The organism is Marinitoga sp. 38H-ov, from assembly GCF_011057715.1.
Taxonomy (GTDB): domain Bacteria; phylum Thermotogota; class Thermotogae; order Petrotogales; family Petrotogaceae; genus Marinitoga.
Window position 1 is genome coordinate 107,062 of sequence record NZ_LNGH01000023.1, and the last position, 22,007, is coordinate 129,068.

A 22,007-nucleotide genomic window follows, 5' to 3' on the forward strand; every position below is an offset into this window, starting at 1 on the left:
TATGAAGTTTCTATCTATAGATAAAGTATTACCAAACATGGTATTAGCAATGGATGTAAAAGATTTTTCTGGAAAAATTTTATATAAAAAAGGAACATTATTAGATGAATCAAAAATTAAAAACATTAAAAATAATGGGATTTTTAGAATTCCAATTAAAGATGTATCTAATATGAATTTTGATACTTATATAAATACAACAATTAGTAAAGAACTTCTAGAAAAAAGTTTTATAAAAATTAAAAATATTTTTGAAACGCTAATTTCTACAGGAAATTTGAATATTCCAGAAATTGAAAATATCACTACTGAAATTGTGAAAGAAATGAGTAATAATTTTTCAGATAAAATCTTTGTCCCTCTAAAAAAATTAAAAAATTATGATGACTATTTATACTCCCATTCTTTAAATGTAATGATTTTAAGTACCTTAATTGCTTTAGATATGGGAATTAAAAATGATGAATTAGTAGAAATAGGTTTAAGCGGTATATTACATGATGTTGGAAAAACAAAAATACCTTTAGAGATATTAAATGCTCCTAGAAAATTATCTGAAAAAGAATTTGAATTTGTAAAAAAACATGTACTATATACTAAAGGAATATTAGAAAAATCTGGATTTAACCAAAAAAAAGTTATTGATGGTTCCATTGAACATCATGAAAGGTTTGATGGTACTGGATATATTTTTAAGAAAAAAGGAAAGGACATATCTTTATACGGTAGAATATTAGCTTTAAGCGATGTTTATGATGCGTTAACTAGCAAAAGGAGTTATAAGGAACCTTGGTCTCCTTATAAAACAATATCGTATATTTTATCTCATGTGAATAAAGACTTTGATCCGGAAATTTCACAAAATCTTATTAATTCTCTTGGCCTGTTCCCTCCAGGTATGAAAGTAATGCTAAATGATAATTCAGAAGGAATTATCGTTGGAACTAATAGGAATAATAAAATGAAACCTATTGTTAAAATAAATAACGAAATTATAGATTTAAATGAAGATAAAAAACTAAGAATTATTAAAATTTTGGATTATCAACATATTGAAGATTTTTAAATTCTTTTACATATATTTCTAGATACTTATTTTTATCTATAAATGTTATTTTCTTTTCATTTGTCTTTACTATTATCTCATCATCCATTCTAGAAAGAATAGATCTAAATTTTCTATGATTAATCTCCATTAAATATTGATTTTCAAATTTTAAATTTATTTTCCAAGATAAAGTTGTTTTTCCATCTTTTGCTAAAATATAAGAATCTTTTCCAAAAATTATATATACTTTTATATGAACTGGTAAGGCAGTAAATGCTTTGTTCATAATTTTTTTTATTTCTTTAATATTTAATCTCTTTTCTTCCAAACTTTTAAACTCCATATTTATAGATTCTATAACCGGATTTATTACATTGCAAATTTTTATATTATAACCCTTACCCTTTAAAATTATAGAATCATCTAAAAAAAAGATATCTATTATTTCTTCAGATAATAACGACAATGACTTTATTATATGTCGTACAGTCACATACGGTATTCCTCTTGAAAAAGATATATTCGATTTACCTATAAAACTATATGTGCTCATATTAAAACTTTGATAATAATTCCACATATTTCCATTACTATCAGAAATTATATTTATTATGTCTCCTTCCATTGCTAATATACTGGAAAAATCTAAAGAATCAACAAAAGTTTTTTTATTAATTTTTATTGGCGATTTATTAAATATTTTATCTATTTTAAATTCGGGTTTTGTTTTATCTTCTGATTCTATGTTTAATGCCATATTTTCTAAATCTATTTTTAATCCTTCATCTAAAGCCAACATTCTAATAAAAGGATTTTCCTCTTCTTTTAAACCTTTTAATAATCCTTTTAAATGTTGTATAGAGATCTTATATGTTTGTTTAAATGGGAAAAATTCTTTTGAAAAAAACATATCTGCAATAGCGCAACCATCTGTCATGGAAACTCGCAAGACTTTATCAAAATATAAATATATATATCTATGAATAGGTTCAGTTTTCCCGCAAAATTTATCTGCAAATTCTGTAATTTTTAATAACCTTCTTGTTGGAATCCATCCTTCCATTCTATTCTTCAAACTCCTCTTTAGTTATAATTTTTCCTCCTATTAATTCAAAATTTAATAATTTATATGAACCATCAAATTCAGCATTTAATTGTATTTTTTCTGAGCATTTAGAACCTATATATTCCTTATTAATAACATAAACAGCTTTTCCATCATAAGAATTTGAAAAATCATATCCCTTCCTAAGATAACTTCTAAACTTTTCACCACAATTATCACATGTAAAATAAATAACTAAAGCATTACCTTCATTATAAAATGGATTATTTTTTTTCTTTTTAAACCAAAACATATTATCCCCTTCTTTAAATATATTTCTTTACTATATCCAATAATAATTCGAATTCTTCATTTAAAGTAAGTTCCCCATTAATTATTTCTATATTCCTATTTGGAAACCATTCCTTTAATTTTAAAAAACCTTCTCTTGCTCTTTCAAAAAATTCTTTTCCTTCACTCTCTATTCTATCTCTATTTTTATTTTTCATCCTATTAAATGAAACATCAACTGAAATATCAACAACAATAGTTAAATCTGGCATTATTCCATTTAAAGCATGTTTATTTATTTCAAAGACCTTTTCCCAACCAAGTTCCCTAGCATAACCTTGATAAACTATAGATGAATCTACAAATCTATCCAAAATAATAATTTTATTTTTATTTGGTCTTATTAATTCTTCAACTAACTGAGCCCTACTTGCAGCAAATAATAAAGCTTCGCTTATGCTGCAAATATTATAATCTCCCAATAATAATTCTCTTATTCTTTCGCCCAATTCTGTTCCACCTGGTTCTCTGTTCCATATAACATCATAATTTTTCGATTTAAAATATTCAGCTAATTTTTTTGATAATGTGGATTTCCCTGAACTTTCTATACCTTCAAATGTAATTAACATATTATCCTCCTTAATTCCCACTACTTTTTAAAAACACTGGTGGATGTATTATTAAATTTTCCCCACCATTTTTTCTTAAAATACCTCCAATTAGTTGTGCATTACTATCTTTCTTTCCATATGCTATATACATTTCTTGGAGTATTAAATTATATCTTTTTGCCAATTTTAAAAAAGTCATAAAATATGTTGGATGATATACAAATATCATTCTTTTTTTATTTTTTAAAACATAGTTTGCTGCAATAAAAAATTTTTTCAGCTCATCTTCGTTGAATGTCCTAGCGGTTTTTCTTTCATCATAAGGACTAATTAGAGACTTACTAGAATAATGAGGTGGATTAGTAACAATACAATCAACAGATTCCCTTTCCAAATAATTGGATATATTTGCAATATCATCATTAATAAAAGATACATTTAATTCATTTATTTTAGCATTCTTTAATGAATATTCATAAGGCTCTTTTTGTATTTCAAAACCTATAACTTCTATATTATTATATTTTTTTGCTAAAGATAAAGATACACTACCTATTCCTGACCCTAATTCAAGTATTCTCTTTTCATTTTTCATTAATTTACATATTTCTATAAGAAATGTTGTTCCGTGAGTTGGTGAATGGAACTTATTAGGTGATTCTAATATTAATTCTTTCATTTAATCACCACACTAGATTCCGATTCTATACTTTCAACTTCGCTATTATATATAACACTCTTAGAATAATTTGAAATTAATAATTTATTTATATTTGAATTAATAAATTTAGACCAAGAAAAATTCTTTTGTGTTATAGTGTTTACAATACTATTATTTAAAAATATTTTACTTAATCCATTAACAATTAAATTATTAAATGATGATTTTATAACTTCTAGTTTATTTATGTTATATAATGTTATATTTTTAAAGGAACTATCTTTAATATATATTTCTTCAGAATTATGAAAATTCAAATTGCTATTATATCCTAAATTATTATATAAACAGATTCTAAAGTCATTTGTAGATAAAATATCAGAGCCTTCTAAAAATTCGGAATCTTCTAAATAAATTAATTTTGCTTTATTACCTATAATCCTAACTTTATCAAATATTGTTTTTGAGGCTATTAATATACCTCCATCCACAATTATTTCACCATTACCGCTAATTAACGATTTACCTGCCCCTGGCATTATAAAAAATAAACCCTTAATTATTAATTGCGAATTAGATACGAATTTTAAAACACTACCAGATTCTACCATAACAACACTTTTCTCACCTAAAACAGTTTTTCCACCTATTAAAAATTCGGAATTTATTTGTGGGAGATATAAATTTTCTTCTGATGATTCAAGAATATTTCTAACTAAATGAACAAAAGTTCCAGAAAATCTAATAGTAGGATATGATGGAAAACTTAATGTTGAAAATTGACTTTTTTCTCTTATCATAGCTACATTAGATTCTGTAACTCTTGCAAATGCAGCTTTCGTTTCTAAATTTTGTTTCCATCCATATAAATATGGTGTCTCTACAATATATGAATAGGAATCCGTTTCATAATTCCAACCAAATGTATCTATAGAAAAATCAATTAATCTTGGATTACCTGTTGGAATAGAGGGTAAATCTTTTTCTAATTTAATATTTACTTTTTTTTCTACTCTATTATCCCCATTATCTATAGCGATTAATGTACCTTCTTTAGAATTATCTAATAATACTTCATCTATATTAATTAACGAATATATATTTTTTTCAGTTTTTAAAATTAATTTAATTTCATTTACAGGAGTCCAATCATCCAATACTTTTATATTTGTATTACCATATATTGATATATCCAAATTTTGACTTAATATTTGTGGAGGTTCATCTTTATTTGTATCTATTTCTATTATTTTAGGTTCAGAAATATTATTATATTTATCCTTTGCGTATAATTCATATTTTAAAACACCATTATTTTTTTTAATAGGAAGTGAAAAATTAATATTAAATTCATAGGAATTATTATCGGTTTTTAAAATAAATTTTTCCAAATCTGTAGCATTTGAAGATGCTGTTATATTAAGTTCTCCATTTCTAATATAATAATTTAAAAAAGATATATCTGGTGAAGTATTATCATAATATACTGAAAAAGTTTTTTCTTGAATAACCTTATTTTTATAAACTACATTCATTTTTATATTATTCTTTCCTTCTTTCAAATTAAGGAAATAGATTTTTTCATTATCTTTTCTAAAAGAAATCTCATTATTGTTTTTATCATAAAATTTTAATATATATTCATCTATATTACTAACATTGATTTTTATGGGAAAAGAAGGTGACGCAATGTCACCTTCGATTTTAATATAGATTTTTTTCTGTATATTAGAACATGAATTCAAAAATAAAATAATTAAAAATATTGCTGTTATAACTTTCTTCATTTATTTCTCCTCATATAGAAATTTTAATATTGGTGAATCTGGAGATAAAATTAACATTCCATCCTTAAATGAGTTTTGATAAATATCTGCTATTCTCCTTAATTCAAAGAATTCCGGATCCGCACCAAAAGCATCAGCAAAAATAGATATAACACTTGCATCAGCTGTACCTCTAATTATTTCTGCATTTTTTTGAGCTTCTGAAGTGATAATTTTTACTTTTTTATCTGCTTCTGCTTTAATTATTTCTGATTCTCTTTGCCCTTCAGCCCTTATTTGTGCTGCAATTGAATATCTTTCTGCCATCATTCTATTATATACTGACTTTGAAATATCTGGTGGAAGATCTGTTCTTTTTACTCTTACATCAACAATATCAATACCAAATTGTTTTAAATTCTCTCCACTTCTTTTTGTTATTTCCGATAACATTTCTTCTCTTTTCTTTGACAACACTTCCTCAAATGTATACTTAGCTACTAAATCCCTTACATTAGAATATACAACATCATCTATCCTTGTTAAGGCTAAATCAACTGATCTCATACTTTCAATAAATGTTTTGGGATCATTTATTCTCCATATTGTATATGTATCAACTATTATTGTTTTTTTATCTGCTGTTATTATTCTCTCTGGCTCAATATCGTATAACATTAACCTTTTCTCAAATTTTACCACATTATCAACAAATGGTGTTTTAAAACTAATACCTGGTTCTGTAACAACTTTTTTAATTTGCCCAAACCTTAAAACCACTGCTTGTTGTTCTTGGTTTACAATAAAGACAGAAGTATATATAAATATTACTATCAATAATATTAATAATCCGAATATAATAAATCGTGTTTGTTTTTTCATTTTACATCACCACCAATTTCTGGTAAGTTTAATAGTTTAAGCGTATCTGAACTATCAACTATAATCTTTTCTTTAGAATTCTCAACTAAATCTTGTATTGCTTCTAATATAATTCTTTTTTTAGTTATATCTTTTGCATTGGTATATTCTTTCAACATTTCCTTAAATCTTTGAGCTTCACCTGTTGCAAGTGCTACTTTTTCATATGCATATGCTTCGGCTTCTCTTAATATTTTTTGAGCTTCACCTTCTGCTTTAGGAATAACATCATTTGAGTATCTTTTAGCTTCATTTATGAATTTCTCTTTATCTTGCTTTGCACTATTAACATCATCAAAAGCCTTTACAACCTCATTTGGAGGAGATACTTCTTGCAAATAAACATTTTCTACCTTAATACCTGCTCCATATTCATCAAGTATTTTTTGAACTTTTTCCGCTGTTTCCATTGCAATTCTATCTCTTTCAGAAGTTAATACAGAATCAATAACATTAATAGCAACCATTTCCCTTAATACACTTTCTGTTGCAAATTTAACCATATCAAAACCATTTAATATTCTAAAAGCAAATTTAACCGGATCAGCAATTCTATATTGAACTACAGCTTCAAGGTTTACTATATTTTCATCACCTGTAATCATTAATGCTTCTTCGGAAACTGTTTGGTATTCTATTTTTCCTCTATAATTTACTGTTCTAAATCCTATTTCTACTTTTTTTAATGTCTTAATATCAACTATCCTATGACTTTGAAATGGATATGGCAAGTGCCAATGAATACCTGGTCCTGTACTTGATGTATATTTACCAAAAGTAAGTACTAATCCCATTTCAGATGGCCCTACTTGATATACACTTGTGCTAAAATACCCTAAAATTAATAAGACAATTACTAACCAAAAAACGCGTTTAAAAATGTTTTTTCTCTTTTTCGGCTTTTCTTCTTGAACATCAAAAATTTCAAAATTATCCGTCATTTTGTCACCCCTTCCTTATATTCCCAATATACTTTTAACAACTTTAATATCTTCTGCATGCTCTAAATCATCACCAGGAGTTTCGAGATGCATAGGCAATTTTGCTATTTCATTAAAAGATAAAAATGTTTCAAAACCTCTAATACCGATTTCTCCTTCACCAATAAATTCATGCCTATCCTTACCAGCTCCCAGTGGAAACTTTGAGTCATTAAGATGTATCATTTTAAATTTATTTAATCCTATATATTTTTCAATTTCATCCAATAATCTTTTCACATCATTTTTGTCTTTAATATTATAATTTGAATCAAATCCATGACATGTGTCAAATGTAATACCTAATCTTTCGGGAAAATTACTTCTTTTAATTATTTCTCCTAATTGTTCTATTTTCCAACCTATATTACCGCCCTTTTTTGCTACATTTTCTAATAATATATCAACATTCAAATCTTTAACCTCGTTCAAAATAATATCCAATGCTTTTGCAATTCTGTCATAACCAAATTCATCACCTTCGCCTAAATGCGATCCTGGATGAACATTAAAATATCTAATTCCTAATTTTGAGGTTATCTTTATTTCTTCAATCATTAAATTTATTGATTTTTCCCAGTTTTCATAATTCGGCGTTGCTAAGTTTATTAAATACCCAGAATGAACCAAAACGTCTTCAAATGATATATTGTTTTTTTTCATATTTTCTTTAAATTTTATAATATCCTCTTCCATAGGTTCTTTTACCTTCCATGTTCTAGGACTATGGCAAAATATCTGAAAAGTATTCCCATCTATTGCTAAAGTATCAAGAGGTACTTTATGAAACCCTTTAGATGTACTCATATGAGCTCCAATTTTAAACATTAATTTTCCCTTCCTCAATCAACCAATTTGCAAATTTCAAATCAAATTCAGTAGTTATTTTTATATTATATTCTTCACCTTCAACAATTCTAACAAAATTCCCCGCCTTATGATATATACTAGCATCATCAGTAAAACTTTTTAATTCATTCTCAAAATTTGTATATGCCTTATATAACTTTTGAAAATCAAATGTTTGTGGTGTTTGATGAATATATATTTCATTCCTATCTAAAATTTTATTAATTACATTATCATTTACTTGTGAAAGTGAATTTTTCTCAGGTAAAGCTAGTATTGCAGAACCATATTTTTTTGCTGTTTCTAATCCTTCATTTATTTTTTTTGTAGAAACAAAAGGCCTTGCAGCATCGTGGATAGACACTATTGTTATTAATCCAAGATTATCATATATATATTTTAAAGCATTAAATACAGATTCTTGTCTTGATTCCCCACCTTCTATTATATCATATACTTTGTTAATTCCATAACATTCTTCTTTTGTTTCATTTATGAAATCTTTATTAGCTACAACAATTATTTTATCAATTTTTGAATATTCATATTTTTCTAATGCAATTCTTAACAAACTTTTACCTAAAATCTGGTAAAATTGTTTAGGGTAGGCTAATTTTGTTCTTTCACCATTTCCAGCAGCAACAATTATACCTATATTCATACAATCACCTCTTTTATATTATTATACAACAATTTTATGTTAAAATAACAACGAAGGGAGAGATAATATGTATTTAGTTGGAGTTGATTTAGGTGGCACCGAAATAAAAACAGGACTTGTTTCTAAAGATAAAGGAATTATTAATAAGGTTTCTATACCAACAGAAGCTGATAAAGGTGCTAATATTGTTGCTCAAAACATTATCAAAACTATAAAAATTGTTGCTGAAAATACTTTAGATAAAATAGAAGGAATTGGAATAGGTTCTCCAGGTTCAATTGACAGAGATAATGGTATTGTAAGATATGCCCCAAACCTTCCTTTTCACAACTTTGAATTAGCTAAAGCTATAAAAGAAGAATTAAATATCCCAACATTTGTCGAAAATGATGCTAATGCTTTTGCGTTAGGCGAATGGTATTTTGGAGCTGCTCAAGGGTTAAAACATTTTGTTGCATTAACATTAGGTACAGGTATAGGCGGTGGAGTAGTTTCACATGGAATACTTATTACTGGTAAAGATGGAATAGGAACAGAGTTAGGTCATGTTATTGTTCAACCAGATGGCCCTTTATGCGGATGCGGATCAAGAGGATGTATTGAAACAATAGCCTCTGCTAGAAATACAGCTAGATGGGCAAAAGAGTTTTCTGTAAAAATCCCAAATAATGCAGTTATTAAATTAGCTGGTTCAATTGAAAACATAGAATCAAAACATGTATTTATGGCTTTAGAAAAAGGGGATATTGTAGCTAAAATGGTGGTAGAAAAAATATCTGATGCTTTAGCAAAAGCAATTTCAAATTTTGTTCATATTTTTAACCCTGAAATGGTAATTATAGGTGGAGGCATGAGTAAAGCTGGAGACTTATTATTAAATCCTATAAGAGAAAAAGTGGAATTTTATTTAATGCCATCATTTAAAAATTCATTTAAAATAATGCAATCTTCATTAGTTGAGGAAGCTGGAATTCTTGGCGCATCAGCTGCTGCAATTTATCATTACGAGGTGAAATAATGAATTATTTTAGAAATTTTTTTAATTGGAATAGAAATATTTTTGAAAATGTATCTCAAAAGATTTTTACAGTAAATATAATAGTTTTTGCTTTAATGTTTGTTTTTGGTGGAGGATTTAGAGCTTTTTCTAATATATATACTTTAATATTAGCAGGTGCTCAATATGGAAAGTTAATAACAATTTCAAATCAATATTTTAGGTTTATTACTTCTATGTTTGTACATGGCGGTATATTGCATATATTCTTTAATATGTATGCATTATATTATTTGGGGAATATTGTCGAAAGAGTATATGGCCCATATAAGTTTTTAACAATTTATTTGTCTTCAGGTATAGGCGGGGCATTATTAACTCAACTGTTTATGCCAGATGCGTTCTCAGTTGGTGCAAGTGGTGCAATTTTCGGACTTATTGGATTGCTATTTGGGGCTGGTTTTAGACCGGATACTCCATTATTATTAAAACCAATGACAGGAACTGCATTATTACCAGTAATATTAATAAACCTATTTTTAGGTTTTACTGCATCTGGAATTAATAATTTTGCACATATTGGAGGATTATTAGTAGGATTTACATTTGGATGGTTAACATCTGTATCTGATACTTACACCTCATATAAAAAGTGGAAAATAGCTGGATATATTAGCTTAATTTTAATAATAATATCTTTTATATGGCTTATAATATTTGATATAACATATTTAATTAGTTAGGGGGAATAATATGGAAAAATTATATTTTAAAGTTTCAAGAGATCCAATTTATTCAGAAATTTTTATATATCCATTGGAAATAGTTATAGCAGACACTCCTTTGGTTCAAAGATTAAGATACTTAAGTCAATTAGCTGGAGCAGAATATGTTTATCCTAGCGCAACTCATACAAGATTTGGACATTCATTAGGAGTAATGCACATTGCAGGATTATATGCAAAAAAACTTTTTGAAAATGATCATCAAAAAACGAGAATATTAAGACTTGCAGGATTAGTTCATGATTTAGGTCATGGCCCATATAGTCATCAGTTTGATGATGTTATTTACAAAAGAATGGGACTTGATGATGGTCATGATGAATATAGGAAAAAGATTTTAAATACAAAACTAATTGATCAAGCATATGCAGTATATAGTAAATTAAATGACTCAAGAACCAAAAAAGACTTTTTAAAAGATTTATCATTAACCGTAGAAAGAGAAATTAAAGATGATGAATCATCTATTAAAGAAGGTCTAAAAGATGTTATGAATATGATTAATGAATTATTCGAAGCAGAAAATACCGGAGGAAGTCCTGAATTTAATATAGTACAAGGGCCATTGGGTGCTGATAGATTAGACTTTGTTTTAAGAGATTCATATTATGCAGGAACTAGAGATTTTGGAACTGGAGACTTAGATAGAATTATTAGAAATGCTTCTATAAAATCTGTTAATGGCAAAAAGAAATTATGCTATAATGCAAAAATAATCGATAATATCTATACTGTTTTATTTGCTAGATTTATGATGTATAAAAATGTATATTTCCACAAAACATCAAGAGCTGCAGATCAAATGATTCAAGAAATTTTAAGACTTGCAGATGATATATTAGATTTAAAATCGCGTGTTGAAGATTTAGATAAGTTTGCATCTTTAACTGATCAAAGAATTATAAACGAAATAGAAATTGTATATGAACAATTGTATAGCAGTAATAATGAATTGTTCAATATTAACCCAGAATTAATGCAAAAAGCCGACAAAGTAGCAAAAGCATATGATTTAGTAAAAAGATTAAAAGCTAGAGATTTGTGGAAATTATTAATTGAAATACCTTTCTCTACAACTGGTCTTGATCCATCAGTAATTAGTGTTAGTGTTGCTGAAAATGTTCTTAAACAATTAAAAACAAATATTGAGAATGCAATGAAAACTAATATTTCAAAAGAAGATAAACAAGAATTAAGCTATATTCTAGATAATTTTGATAAATTGTTTATTATTGATACACCATATAAATTAGCATTAATGCATCCTAAAGAATTTTTATCTACAGATGTATCTATTCTTGATTATAATGGTGATGTTTTAAGATTTGACCAAGTATTTGAAAAATATCCTGCTTATAAGTTTATGGAAAGTAATTTAATTCAAATTTCAAGAATATATTTAACTGAAGACAAAAGAGAAATACTAAAAAAACTTGATTTAATCCCAAAGGTCGGCGGAATAAATATTACAACAAGGTGGTAAGGAGGAATTATATGAAAGATTTTGTTTTTGATATAGAAAAGTCTAAAAAAATAAATGAAAAAATAAATGCTATATTAGAATTTAAAACAATTGAAGGTAATAAAAATGGAAAATATTATAATATACCTTTTTTAGTAAAGGATAATATACAAGTATTAGGCACAAAAAATACTTGTGCCTCTAAAATATTGGAAAATTATAATTCAACTTATACCGCTACTGCTGTTCAAAAATTACTTGATGCTGGATTTACTGTTGTTGGTAAAACAAATTTAGATGAATTTGCTATGGGCGGATCAAATGAAAACTCTGCTTTTGGACCTGTTAGAAATCCATGGGATTTAGAAAGAATCCCAGGTGGATCTAGTGGTGGTTCTGCAGCTGCAGTTGCTGCTAAAATTGTTCCCTTTGCATTAGGTTCTGATACTGGCGGTTCAGTGAGGCAACCAGCTTCATTTTGTGGAGTTGTAGGGTATAAACCTACATATGGAGCGATTTCTAGATATGGACTTTCAGCTTTTTCATCATCATTAGATCAAATAGGTGTTTTAGCAAACAATGTTGAAAATGCTGCTATTGCTGTAGAAGTTATGAGCGGAAAAGATGAAAATGATTCAACATCTTTAGATATAAAATGGGATTTAACTTCAAATTTAAAAAATAAACCAGATAATTTAAAAATAGCTGTCCCAAAAGAAGTATTTGAATTAGATGGTGTTGATGAAAAAGTGTTAAATAAATTCAATGAAATAATTGATACTTTAAAAAGCAATGGGGTTACTGTTGATGAAATAAATATCCCTCATTTAAAGTACGCAGTATCAATATATTATATTATTGCTCCTTCTGAAGCTAGTTCAAACCTTTCCAGATATGATGGTATGAGATATGGTTTGAGAAAAGAGTATGATTCATTAAAAGATACATATATGGAAACTAGAGATCAAGGATTAGGAATAGAAGTTAAAAGAAGAATATTTATGGGGGCTTTCACACTAAGTTCCGCATATTATGATGCATATTTTGCAAAGGCTTCTAAAATAAGAGCATTATTAAATAAAGATTTCGAAAATGCTTTTGAAAAATATGATGCTATATTGACTCCAACTGCACCTATTTTACCTCCAAAAATCGGAGAATTAAAAACACCTTTAGAAAATTATCTAATGGACTTATTTACAATTCCAGCAAATATGATTGGGTCTCCTGCAATTAGTATTCCAGCAGGATTAATTGATAATTTACCTTTTGGAATACATTTAGTTTCAAAACCTTTAGAAGATGCAAAAATGCTACAAATAGCCAAATATTTTGAAGAATTATTTGGAACACTTGAATTACCGGAGGTGCAATTATGAAATATAAGACAACAATTGGTCTTGAAATACATACACAACTATTAACAAAAACAAAAGCTTTTTGTTCATGTTCATCAAACGCTTTTGATAGTGATCCTAATACAAATATATGTCCAGTATGTACTGGACAACCAGGAGCATTACCAGTTTTTAATGAAGAAGCTCTAAATCTCGGTATTAAAGCAGCTATTGCATTAAATGCTAAAATAAATGAATTTTCTAGATTTGATAGAAAAAATTATTTTTATCCTGACTTACCAAAAGGATATCAAATAACTCAATACTTTTTTCCTTTAGCTAATAATGGATACATTGAAATAGATGGTAAAAAAATTAGAATTAACAGAATACATCTCGAGGAAGATTCTGGGAAAATGTTTCATGAAGGGGAAGATTTAGAAAATGCTTCTTTTAGTTTTGTTGATTATAATAGAAGTGGAATTCCATTAATAGAAATAGTTACAGAACCAGATATAGAATCACCTGAAGAAGCTAGAAAATTTATGGAAAAATTAAGAAATATATTAAGATATGCTGAAATATCTTCAGGAGACATGGAAAAAGGAGCTTTGAGATGCGATGCGAATATATCAATTACTGATATCGAAAAAAATATCAGTAGTAATAGAGTAGAGGTTAAAAATATTAATTCATTCAAATTTGTTGAAAAGGCATTAGAATACGAAAGAGATAGAATAATAAACGCTATGGAAAATGGAGAAAATATCCCTCAAGAAACTAGAGGTTGGAACTTTGCAACAAGATCAACTTTTTCTATGAGATCAAAAGAAGAGGAAGCTGATTATAGATATTTCCCTGAACCCGATATTCCTCCAATTTTAGTTACAAATGAAAAAATTGAAGAAATAAGAAAAACAATGCCAGAAATGATTGATGAAAAAGCCAAAAGATTTATAAAACAATATAATATTAAAGAATATGATGCTGATATATTGGCTTCGGATAAGGTATTAGCTGAATATTTTGAAAATGCTGCTAAAGTAGTTAAAAATCCTCAATTTGTAAGTAATTTAATTATTACCGATTTAATGAGAGAAATGAATAAAAATAATATAGAATTAAGCGATGTAAAGATTAAAGCTGAACATTATAAGGAGTTAGAAGAATTAATTGATACAGGAAAGATTTCAACAAAAATCGCTAAAGATATTTTTATCGAAATATTCCAAAATGGGAAAATGCCATCTGAAATTGTTAAAGAAAAAGGGTTAGAACAAATTGATGATGATTCTGTAATTGAAGAAATAGTAAAAAAGATTATTGAAAATAATCAGAAACAATATGAACAGTATAAGAACGGAAAAACCAAATTATTTGGATTCTTTGTAGGACAAGTAATGAAAGAAACAAAAGGTAAGGCTAATCCAGAAAAAGCTAATAAAATTGTTAAAAAATTACTTGATTCATAATAAAAAGCGGGGATCCCCGCTTTTTTATTTAATCTAATGATCTCATAGCTTCATTAGGCGATAGTTTCGATGCTGATTTTGAAGGAATATATATAAATATAGCTGAAATAATATAAAATATAAATGACATTAATAATAGTTTTAAATATGGAATTTGGAATATAGCTCCACTGTCTGCAAAAAGTCGTTTAAAAATTAAATAACTAGTAAATGTTCCAGAAGCTATGCCAATAAAAATACCTAGCAATATTATAATAGTTGCTTCGATAAAAAATGATAAAAATACCATATTTTTTGTAAACCCAATTGCTTTTAACATTCCAATTACTCTTCTTCTTTCATTAACTGCTTTCATCATAGTAATCGCAATACCTATAATTCCAACTATTAATCCAAAGTATAAGAAAGAGTTAAATATTGAAATCATTCCTTGAGATGCTTTTAATCCTAAATCCAATAAATCATCTGCAAAAATATAAAATTGATTTTTCTTTTTTAAATAGTCTTCAACCTGAGATTTATAATTTGGATTTATAGAAAAGAAATAACCATGAATTGCCAAGTCCTTATATTTATCCAAATAAGGATTTTCTATACTTAATACAGGCCCCATAGCTAAAGATTCACTTATTTTAGATGTAACAGCCACTATTTTATAGCTTATTGTCCCCACTGTAGTATCATCGCTATTTGGACCAAATGATTGTGATGGTATATATGCAATATATTCATTTCCTAGTTTAAAATCATAACCAAATTCTGGTTCTGTTAATCTTTCTGGCATAATTGCAAAATTAGGATTATTATATGATTTTAACCATATATCATTATCTGATAATCCTTTATATTCCTCTAAAGAATCTGATATTTTTATTTTATTTTTTTCAAAAAACTCTTTTGACCCAAAAACTAAACCATAGTCCTGCTTTTTTTCATCTAAAGCTCTTAAAAAATAAAATTCTCCAACTGTTTCTATTCCTTCTAAACTTTTTAATTCTTCTTTATCTAATTTTATTGGAAAAATATTTGATGGGATTTCTACTACAACACCATCAAATCCTGCAAAAAGTTGATCTCTTGCTCCTTTTAATTGTTGTTCTTGAGTATACGGTAATATTGTTAAAATTACTATAATAAATATAACCATTCCATATAATGTTATTATCCCACCTGTTCTTTTTCTATTTCTCATTGGATAGGAAAAAGATATTTTTAAAATAGGTACAAATTTACCTTTTAACTTAATAACATTAATAAGAAATATTTCTATATATTTCAAATTAAATGTAATTATCAAAATTGCTGATATTAAAATTAAAAAGCTTTTAACTCCTAATATAACCAAACTATCTATTTTTAATAGCATCGCTATAATAAATACTATTATTGCAAATGCATTTTCTATATAATATTTATATTTTTCAAACTTTGATTTTTTTCTTTCATCCTCTAATTCTTTTATTGCATTTACTATATTTAATTTTCCTATAGAATATGAATACCAAAAGGTTATTGTTAATGGCAATAAGATTCCTACTGCTAAACCTATTAATATTGAATTAATAGATATATAATAAGAGTCAATTAATGGTATTTCACCAATAATATTTTCAAATTTTGATAAACTTTTGAATAAAGAGGTAACTCTAGAAAATGTGAATCTAGATATTAAAATACCAGTACCTATCCCAAAAGGAATAGAAAATATTGTATAAAAAATACTCTCATAGAATATTACATTTCTTATATCTTTCTTTTTAAAACCTATAGCCCTCAATACTCCAAGTTCTCTTTTCCTTTCGCCCACCAACATAGAATACATATTAACTATCAATACTCCACCAGATACTATAGAAAATAAACTTAGAGCTAAAAATACATATGAAACTCCGCCTCTATCTACAGCTTTTATCTGATTATCTTTAACTGGTATAAATTCAGCATCTATATTTATTTTTTCATAAATACTTTTTACTGTTTCTGTTAATTTATTTCCTTTAATATAATCTCCTTTATTAGAGATTAATATTTGATAATAATTATTAGATGGTATTTTTGTAATATTTTTACCTGCATTAATGGTTATAAAAACTGTACCAATCCCATTATTAGCATCTAACCCTCTATAATTTAATATTCCTTTAGATTCAATAATTTTAACTATTTTAAACCTTCGAGGAAATAATATATTTATAGGCGATGCCCCTGTAATAATTTCTATTTCATCTCCTTCTTTTACATTTAACCTTTCTGCTAATCTTTTTGTTATAACCGCTTCATTATCTTTAAGATTTAATAATTCTTGAGGGATTTCAATTTTATTTTGTCCAAAATTAGAAAGCAATGAATAATCCATTCCAACTAAACTAGCTTGAGATAACTCAGAAATTTTTAACCCTCTTATATTACCCTTCTTTGTAACAGGATATAACTTAAAGAATATTGGTAAAACTCCATCTATTAAATCTTTTTCTTTTAATTCTTCAATAAATGGTTCTATTTTATCATAATCAATACTTACCTTAGAATTTAAAACTTCATCTATTTCTCCAAAATATAAATCCACGCTTTTGTATACATAATTCTTAAATGAATCATTCATTCCTAAAGATCCTATAATAAATGCAGTTCCAACCATAGAACCTAATATCATTAAAAATGATTCTCTTTTTATTCTAAATATATTTCTAAAGGATATTTTTAAAATATATGATTTAAATGATGCTTTTATAAAAATATATGCAATAATAAGAATTACGGCAAATATAATGATCCAATTTATCATATTATCACCCCTCGTTTTGTACCAATAAACCACTATCCATCCTTAAAATTCTTTGCGTATATTCGGTAATTCTTGGATCGTGAGTTACTATTACAAATGTTTGATTATTCTTTTCATTTAATTCCTTAATTAAGTTCATTATTGTCATTCCAGTTTTTGTATCCAATGCTCCTGTTGGTTCATCAGCCCAAACTATTTTAGGTTTAGTAACCAACGCTCTAGCTATTGCAACTCTTTGCGCTTCACCACCACTTAACATATTTGGAAAGTTCTTCATTCTATCTTTTAATCCAACTTCCACTAACATTTCTTCTGCCAATTCCCTTGCTTCTTTTTCGCTATATCCTAATACTAATAATGGCAATTCGACATTTTCTACAGCATTTAATACAGGAATTAAATTAAAAAATTGAAATATAAACCCCATCTTTTGTGCTCTAAAATTCGTTAGTTCATCATCTTTTAAAGTAGTTATATCAACACCATCTATAATAACATTTCCTTCTGTAGGTTTGTCTATACCAGATAAACAATTTAATAATGTAGATTTACCAGAACCAGAAGGACCTAAAATAGATACCATTTCCCCTTCGAAAATTTCTAAATTTATACCTTTTAAAGCATGAACTTCTATTTCTTCATTTCTATATATTTTTTTCAAATTTATAGTTTTTATCATTTATAACACCTCCAAATTTGTCACTATTATAATTATACACCTAAAATAACAAAAAAAAGGAAGGCAAAGCCTCCCTATTTTAAATAATATTTTAATTTTTTTTATATTTTTAATTCATCTAAACCCTTTTCAATTATTTCCTTTGTATCTTTAGCAATCATTAATTCTTCATTTGTAGGAACAACCATAGCTATAACTTTTGAATCTGGAGTTGATATTATTTTTTCTTCTCCTTTAAAATCATTTGCTTCTTTATCAATTTTTATCCCTAAATACCCTAAATAATTCTCAATTATTTCTTCTCTCATTATTGGAGAATTTTCACCAACACCTGCTGTAAATACAATAGCATCTACACCATTCATTGCCGCTGCATATGCACCGATATATTTAGCGATTCTATATTCATATACATCAAATGCTAATCTACATACAGGATCTCCTTCAATAGCATTATCTTCAATATCTCTCATATCACTACTAAAACCTTTTGTTAATCCATATACTCCACTTTTCTTGTTTAATATATTTACTACTTCTTTAGCTGATAGTCCTTCTTCTTTTTCTAAAAATTCTACAATCGCTGGATCAATATCCCCACTTCTTGTTCCCATTACTAAACCTTCAAGTGGAGTGAAACCCATAGAAGTATCTACCGAAACTCCGTTTTTCACCGCAGCAACAGAAGCTCCATTTCCAACGTGTACTGTAATAATTTTTAATTGATCATATGGTTTTCCCATAATTTCTGCTGCCCTTTTTGAAACATATCTATGACTTGTTCCATGGAATCCATATCTTCTAATTTTGTATTTTTCATAATATTCATATGGAATTGCATATAAATAAGCTTTTTCAGGCATTTTTTGATGAAATGCTGTATCAAAAACAGCTACTTGTGGCACTCCAGGTAATAATTTCATTGAAGATTTTATACCCATAATATTAGCAGGATTATGTAATGGAGCTAAGAAAGATAATGTTTCAATTGTTTTTAATACTTCATCAGTAATTTTAACAGATGATGCAAATCTTTCACCACCATGTACTACCCTATGACCTACAGCATCTATTTCTTTTAAATCTTTTAATACACCATATTTTTCATCTGTTAATAAGTCTAATACTAATTTTAATCCAATTTCATGATTTTTTATTTCATGTTCTAATACATGTTTTTCACCATTCACCTTATGAACAATTCTAGAACCATCTATACCTATTCTTTCAACTAAACCTTTTGCTAAAACTTTTTCATTTGTCATGTCTAATAGTTGATATTTAATTGAAGAACTACCTGAGTTAATAACAAGTACTTTCATCCTTATTCCTCCTTTTGGATTTTTTCATATTCATTATACCAAATTCATTATACCAAATAAATTTTTAAAATACAAAACAATATATTATTGTTTATATTAAATAATAGTCAATAATCTTTTTTTTTCTTATATAATTAAGATTATGGAAGTTAAAAAAATCACCAAAATAATAGGAAAAATATTTCGTGAAAAATTTTTCATATTATATAATACAATGAGATTTTTATATATAATTTAAAATAAACACTCATATACGGCTAGCAATTACTCAAATCAAGGTTGTTTTATTTTGTAAAAAATTTTAAAATTAAATTGAAGTTATTTTATTTGAGGAGGGTGCTGGCATGAGCTTATTTGAAAATGCATTAAAACAATTTGATAAAGCATGTAAAGTAATGGATTTAGACCCAAATTTACAAGCAGTACTTTCAAAACCAAAAAGAGAGTTAACAGTTAATTTCCCTGTAAAAATGGATGATGGTTCAATAAGAGTATTTACTGGACACAGAGTACAACACAATATTGCTAGAGGACCTGCAAAAGGTGGAATTAGATATCACCAAGATGTAACTCTAGATGAAGTTAGAGCATTAGCTTTCTGGATGACTTGGAAATCAGCAGTTGTTGACATCCCATATGGTGGAGGTAAAGGTGGAGTTACTGTTAATCCAAAAGAATTATCAGATGGAGAATTAGAAAGATTATCAAGAAGATTCTTCTCTGAAATTCAAGTTATTATCGGAGAAGACAGAGATATTCCTGCTCCAGATGTAAATACAAACCCACAAATAATGGCATGGTACATGGATACATATTCAATGAATGTTGGACACTCTGTATTAGGTATTGTAACAGGTAAACCATTAGATATTGGCGGTTCAAAAGGTAGAACAGAAGCTACAGGTAGAGGCGTTAGAGTATGTGTTGAAGAAGCTACAGAATACTTAAGAGATAAAGGTGTATTCACAAAATCAAATGATAAATTAACAGTAGCTATTCACGGTTTTGGTAATGTTGGTTCATACGCTGCATTATTAACAGCTGAAGAATTAGGTATGAAAGTTGTAGCATTCTCCGATAGCTCAACAGGAGTATACAAAGAAGAAGGATTTACTCCAGATGAAATTAGAGATATTATGGATTATATTTCAGCTAGAAAAGCTAGATTAGATGATTACGAAGGAGAAGTTACATTCAAAAAGATTACAAATGATGAATTATTTGAATTAGATGTTGATATTTTAATTCCTGCTGCAATTGAAAATGTTATTACAGAAAAAAATGCAAATAACGTAAAAGCAAAATTAATTGTTGAAGGTGCTAACGGACCAATTACACCAGAAGCAGACGAAATCTTAAATTCAAAAGGTATTTTAGTTGTTCCAGACTTCTTAGCAAACTCTGGTGGAGTTACAGTATCTTACTTTGAATGGGTACAAGGTTTACAACACTACTTCTGGGAATTAGAAGATGTAAGAAATGCATTACACAGAAAAATGAAAGATGCATTCTGGTCAACAATTAGAACTATGGAAAAATACAATACAGATATGAGATCAGCTGCTTATATAATTGCTATTGAAAGGGTAGCTACAGCTACAAAATTAAGAGGAATATATCCATGATCATATTTTAAATAATCTGGGTAAGGCTATGCCTTACCCTTTTATTTTTATGATATAATATAATAAAAAAATATCAGGTGATAGTATGGATATAGAATATATAAAAAAACTCTTTAAAGATAGAAATTCACATTTTGTTGCTGACTTTAAAGAGTTTTCTGTATTAGTTCCTCTTGTTAAAATAAACAATGAAATTCATATTTTATTTGAAATTCGTTCTCAAAATTTAAGCCAACCTGGTGAAGTAAGTTTCCCTGGAGGCGCAATTGAAGAGGGAGAAAATTATTATTTAGCTGGATTGAGAGAATTAAATGAAGAAATTGGGATAGATTTTAAATATGTTGAAAAAATCTCTGAATTAGATTATTTTGCTACACCATTTAATTTTGTAATTTATCCCTTCCTTGTATATTTAAAAAATTTTAAATTCGAAAATTTAAAAATAAATAAAAATGAAGTTGAAAGCATTTTCACCGTTCCGTTATCATTCTTTATTAACACCAAACCCTTAAAATATAATGTAAATGTAAAAATGGAAGTTCCTGAAAATTATCCTTTTCATTTAATTCCTAATGGAAAAAATTACAATTGGAGAAAAGGATATTATAAAACTTATTTTTACTTATATGAAGATAAAGTAATTTGGGGATTAACTGCTAGAATAATTGAAGATTTTATATATGAATTAAAAAAGCTCCCATGACGGG

20 protein-coding genes are annotated in these 22,007 nt (G+C 27.1%); 8 read left to right on the plus strand and 12 right to left on the minus strand.

Features of this window, described 5'->3' with window-relative positions:
• Window position 1 precedes the first annotated feature (1 nt).
• Window positions 2-1,066 carry an HD-GYP domain-containing protein gene (locus AS160_RS07740; protein ID WP_165147305.1) on the plus strand — a complete coding sequence of 355 codons (1,065 nt, stop codon included), beginning with the start codon at window positions 2-4 and terminating at the stop codon, window positions 1,064-1,066.
• Here the strand turns inward: AS160_RS07740 and AS160_RS07745 are convergent.
• The 9 genes from AS160_RS07745 to ispD are packed head-to-tail and all read right to left on the minus strand — an operon-like array spanning window position 1,029 to window position 8,836.
• Window positions 1,029-2,123, minus strand: a complete 1,095-nt coding sequence (locus tag AS160_RS07745; RefSeq protein WP_206528139.1) for a hypothetical protein — start codon at window positions 2,121-2,123, stop codon at window positions 1,029-1,031. The two genes, AS160_RS07740 and AS160_RS07745, sit on opposite strands and share 38 nt — an antisense overlap.
• Window positions 2,113-2,406, minus strand: a complete 294-nt coding sequence (locus AS160_RS07750; protein WP_165147310.1) for a hypothetical protein — start codon at window positions 2,404-2,406, stop codon at window positions 2,113-2,115. The genes AS160_RS07745 and AS160_RS07750 overlap by 11 nt, the downstream gene beginning before the upstream one ends.
• A 13-nt stretch (window positions 2,407-2,419) precedes the next feature.
• Entirely contained in the window at window positions 2,420-3,016 is a 597-nt protein-coding gene (tmk, locus tag AS160_RS07755) for a dTMP kinase (RefSeq protein WP_165147313.1), read from the minus strand.
• Between the two features lie 10 nt (window positions 3,017-3,026).
• Complete coding sequence (locus tag AS160_RS07760) at window positions 3,027-3,677, minus strand: methyltransferase (protein ID WP_165147316.1); 651 nt, start codon at window positions 3,675-3,677, stop codon at window positions 3,027-3,029.
• Window positions 3,674-5,446: a hypothetical protein gene (locus tag AS160_RS07765; protein ID WP_165147319.1), complete on the minus strand. Its 1,773-nt coding sequence runs from the start codon at window positions 5,444-5,446 to the stop codon at window positions 3,674-3,676. Before AS160_RS07765 ends, AS160_RS07760 begins: the two co-directional genes overlap by 4 nt.
• Window positions 5,447-6,307, minus strand: a complete 861-nt coding sequence (gene hflC / locus AS160_RS07770) for a protease modulator HflC (RefSeq protein ID WP_165147322.1) — start codon at window positions 6,305-6,307, stop codon at window positions 5,447-5,449. It lies immediately after the preceding gene.
• Window positions 6,304-7,287 carry an FtsH protease activity modulator HflK gene (gene hflK, locus AS160_RS07775; RefSeq protein ID WP_165147325.1) on the minus strand — a complete coding sequence of 328 codons (984 nt, stop codon included), beginning with the start codon at window positions 7,285-7,287 and terminating at the stop codon, window positions 6,304-6,306. The genes hflC and hflK overlap by 4 nt, the downstream gene beginning before the upstream one ends.
• A 15-nt stretch (window positions 7,288-7,302) precedes the next feature.
• Window positions 7,303-8,154, minus strand: coding sequence for a deoxyribonuclease IV (locus tag AS160_RS07780; RefSeq protein WP_165147328.1), 852 nt, complete (start codon window positions 8,152-8,154; stop codon window positions 7,303-7,305).
• Window positions 8,147-8,836 carry a 2-C-methyl-D-erythritol 4-phosphate cytidylyltransferase gene (ispD, locus tag AS160_RS07785; RefSeq protein WP_165147331.1) on the minus strand — a complete coding sequence of 230 codons (690 nt, stop codon included), beginning with the start codon at window positions 8,834-8,836 and terminating at the stop codon, window positions 8,147-8,149. The genes AS160_RS07780 and ispD overlap by 8 nt, the downstream gene beginning before the upstream one ends.
• A gap of 67 nt (window positions 8,837-8,903) precedes the next feature.
• On the opposite strand from ispD, the gene AS160_RS07790 reads away from it, so the two are divergent.
• The 5 genes from AS160_RS07790 to gatB are packed head-to-tail and all read left to right on the plus strand — an operon-like array spanning window position 8,904 to window position 14,889.
• Window positions 8,904-9,854, plus strand: a complete 951-nt coding sequence (locus tag AS160_RS07790) for an ROK family protein (protein ID WP_165147334.1) — start codon at window positions 8,904-8,906, stop codon at window positions 9,852-9,854.
• Window positions 9,854-10,576: a rhomboid family intramembrane serine protease gene (locus tag AS160_RS07795; protein ID WP_165147337.1), complete on the plus strand. Its 723-nt coding sequence runs from the start codon at window positions 9,854-9,856 to the stop codon at window positions 10,574-10,576. Before AS160_RS07790 ends, AS160_RS07795 begins: the two co-directional genes overlap by 1 nt.
• A gap of 10 nt (window positions 10,577-10,586) precedes the next feature.
• On the plus strand, window positions 10,587-12,101 hold the full coding sequence (locus AS160_RS07800; RefSeq protein ID WP_165147340.1) for an HD domain-containing protein: 1,515 nt from the start codon (window positions 10,587-10,589) through the stop codon (window positions 12,099-12,101).
• 11 nt (window positions 12,102-12,112) lie between these two features.
• Complete coding sequence (gene gatA / locus AS160_RS07805; protein ID WP_165147343.1) at window positions 12,113-13,459, plus strand: Asp-tRNA(Asn)/Glu-tRNA(Gln) amidotransferase subunit GatA; 1,347 nt, start codon at window positions 12,113-12,115, stop codon at window positions 13,457-13,459.
• Window positions 13,456-14,889, plus strand: a complete 1,434-nt coding sequence (gene gatB, locus AS160_RS07810) for an Asp-tRNA(Asn)/Glu-tRNA(Gln) amidotransferase subunit GatB (RefSeq protein ID WP_165147346.1) — start codon at window positions 13,456-13,458, stop codon at window positions 14,887-14,889. The genes gatA and gatB overlap by 4 nt, the downstream gene beginning before the upstream one ends.
• 28 nt (window positions 14,890-14,917) lie before the next feature.
• Here gatB and AS160_RS07815 read toward each other — a convergent pair whose 3' ends face one another.
• The 3 genes from AS160_RS07815 to ackA all read right to left on the minus strand — a co-directional run bounded on the left by AS160_RS07815 (window position 14,918) and on the right by ackA (window position 19,675).
• Entirely contained in the window at window positions 14,918-17,674 is a 2,757-nt protein-coding gene (locus AS160_RS07815; protein WP_165147349.1) for an ABC transporter permease, read from the minus strand.
• 4 nt (window positions 17,675-17,678) lie between these two features.
• On the minus strand, window positions 17,679-18,353 hold the full coding sequence (locus AS160_RS07820) for an ABC transporter ATP-binding protein (RefSeq protein ID WP_165147352.1): 675 nt from the start codon (window positions 18,351-18,353) through the stop codon (window positions 17,679-17,681).
• A 101-nt stretch (window positions 18,354-18,454) separates the two neighbouring features.
• Window positions 18,455-19,675, minus strand: a complete 1,221-nt coding sequence (gene ackA, locus AS160_RS07825) for an acetate kinase (RefSeq protein ID WP_165147355.1) — start codon at window positions 19,673-19,675, stop codon at window positions 18,455-18,457.
• A 344-nt stretch (window positions 19,676-20,019) separates the two neighbouring features.
• On the opposite strand from ackA, the gene AS160_RS07830 reads away from it, so the two are divergent.
• Window positions 20,020-21,300 (plus strand): Glu/Leu/Phe/Val dehydrogenase, encoded by a 1,281-nt coding sequence (locus AS160_RS07830; RefSeq protein ID WP_165147358.1) that lies wholly within the window; start codon window positions 20,020-20,022, stop codon window positions 21,298-21,300.
• An 85-nt stretch (window positions 21,301-21,385) separates the two neighbouring features.
• Entirely contained in the window at window positions 21,386-22,003 is a 618-nt protein-coding gene (locus AS160_RS07835; protein WP_165147361.1) for a CoA pyrophosphatase, read from the plus strand.
• Window positions 22,004-22,007: the final 4 nt, after the last annotated feature.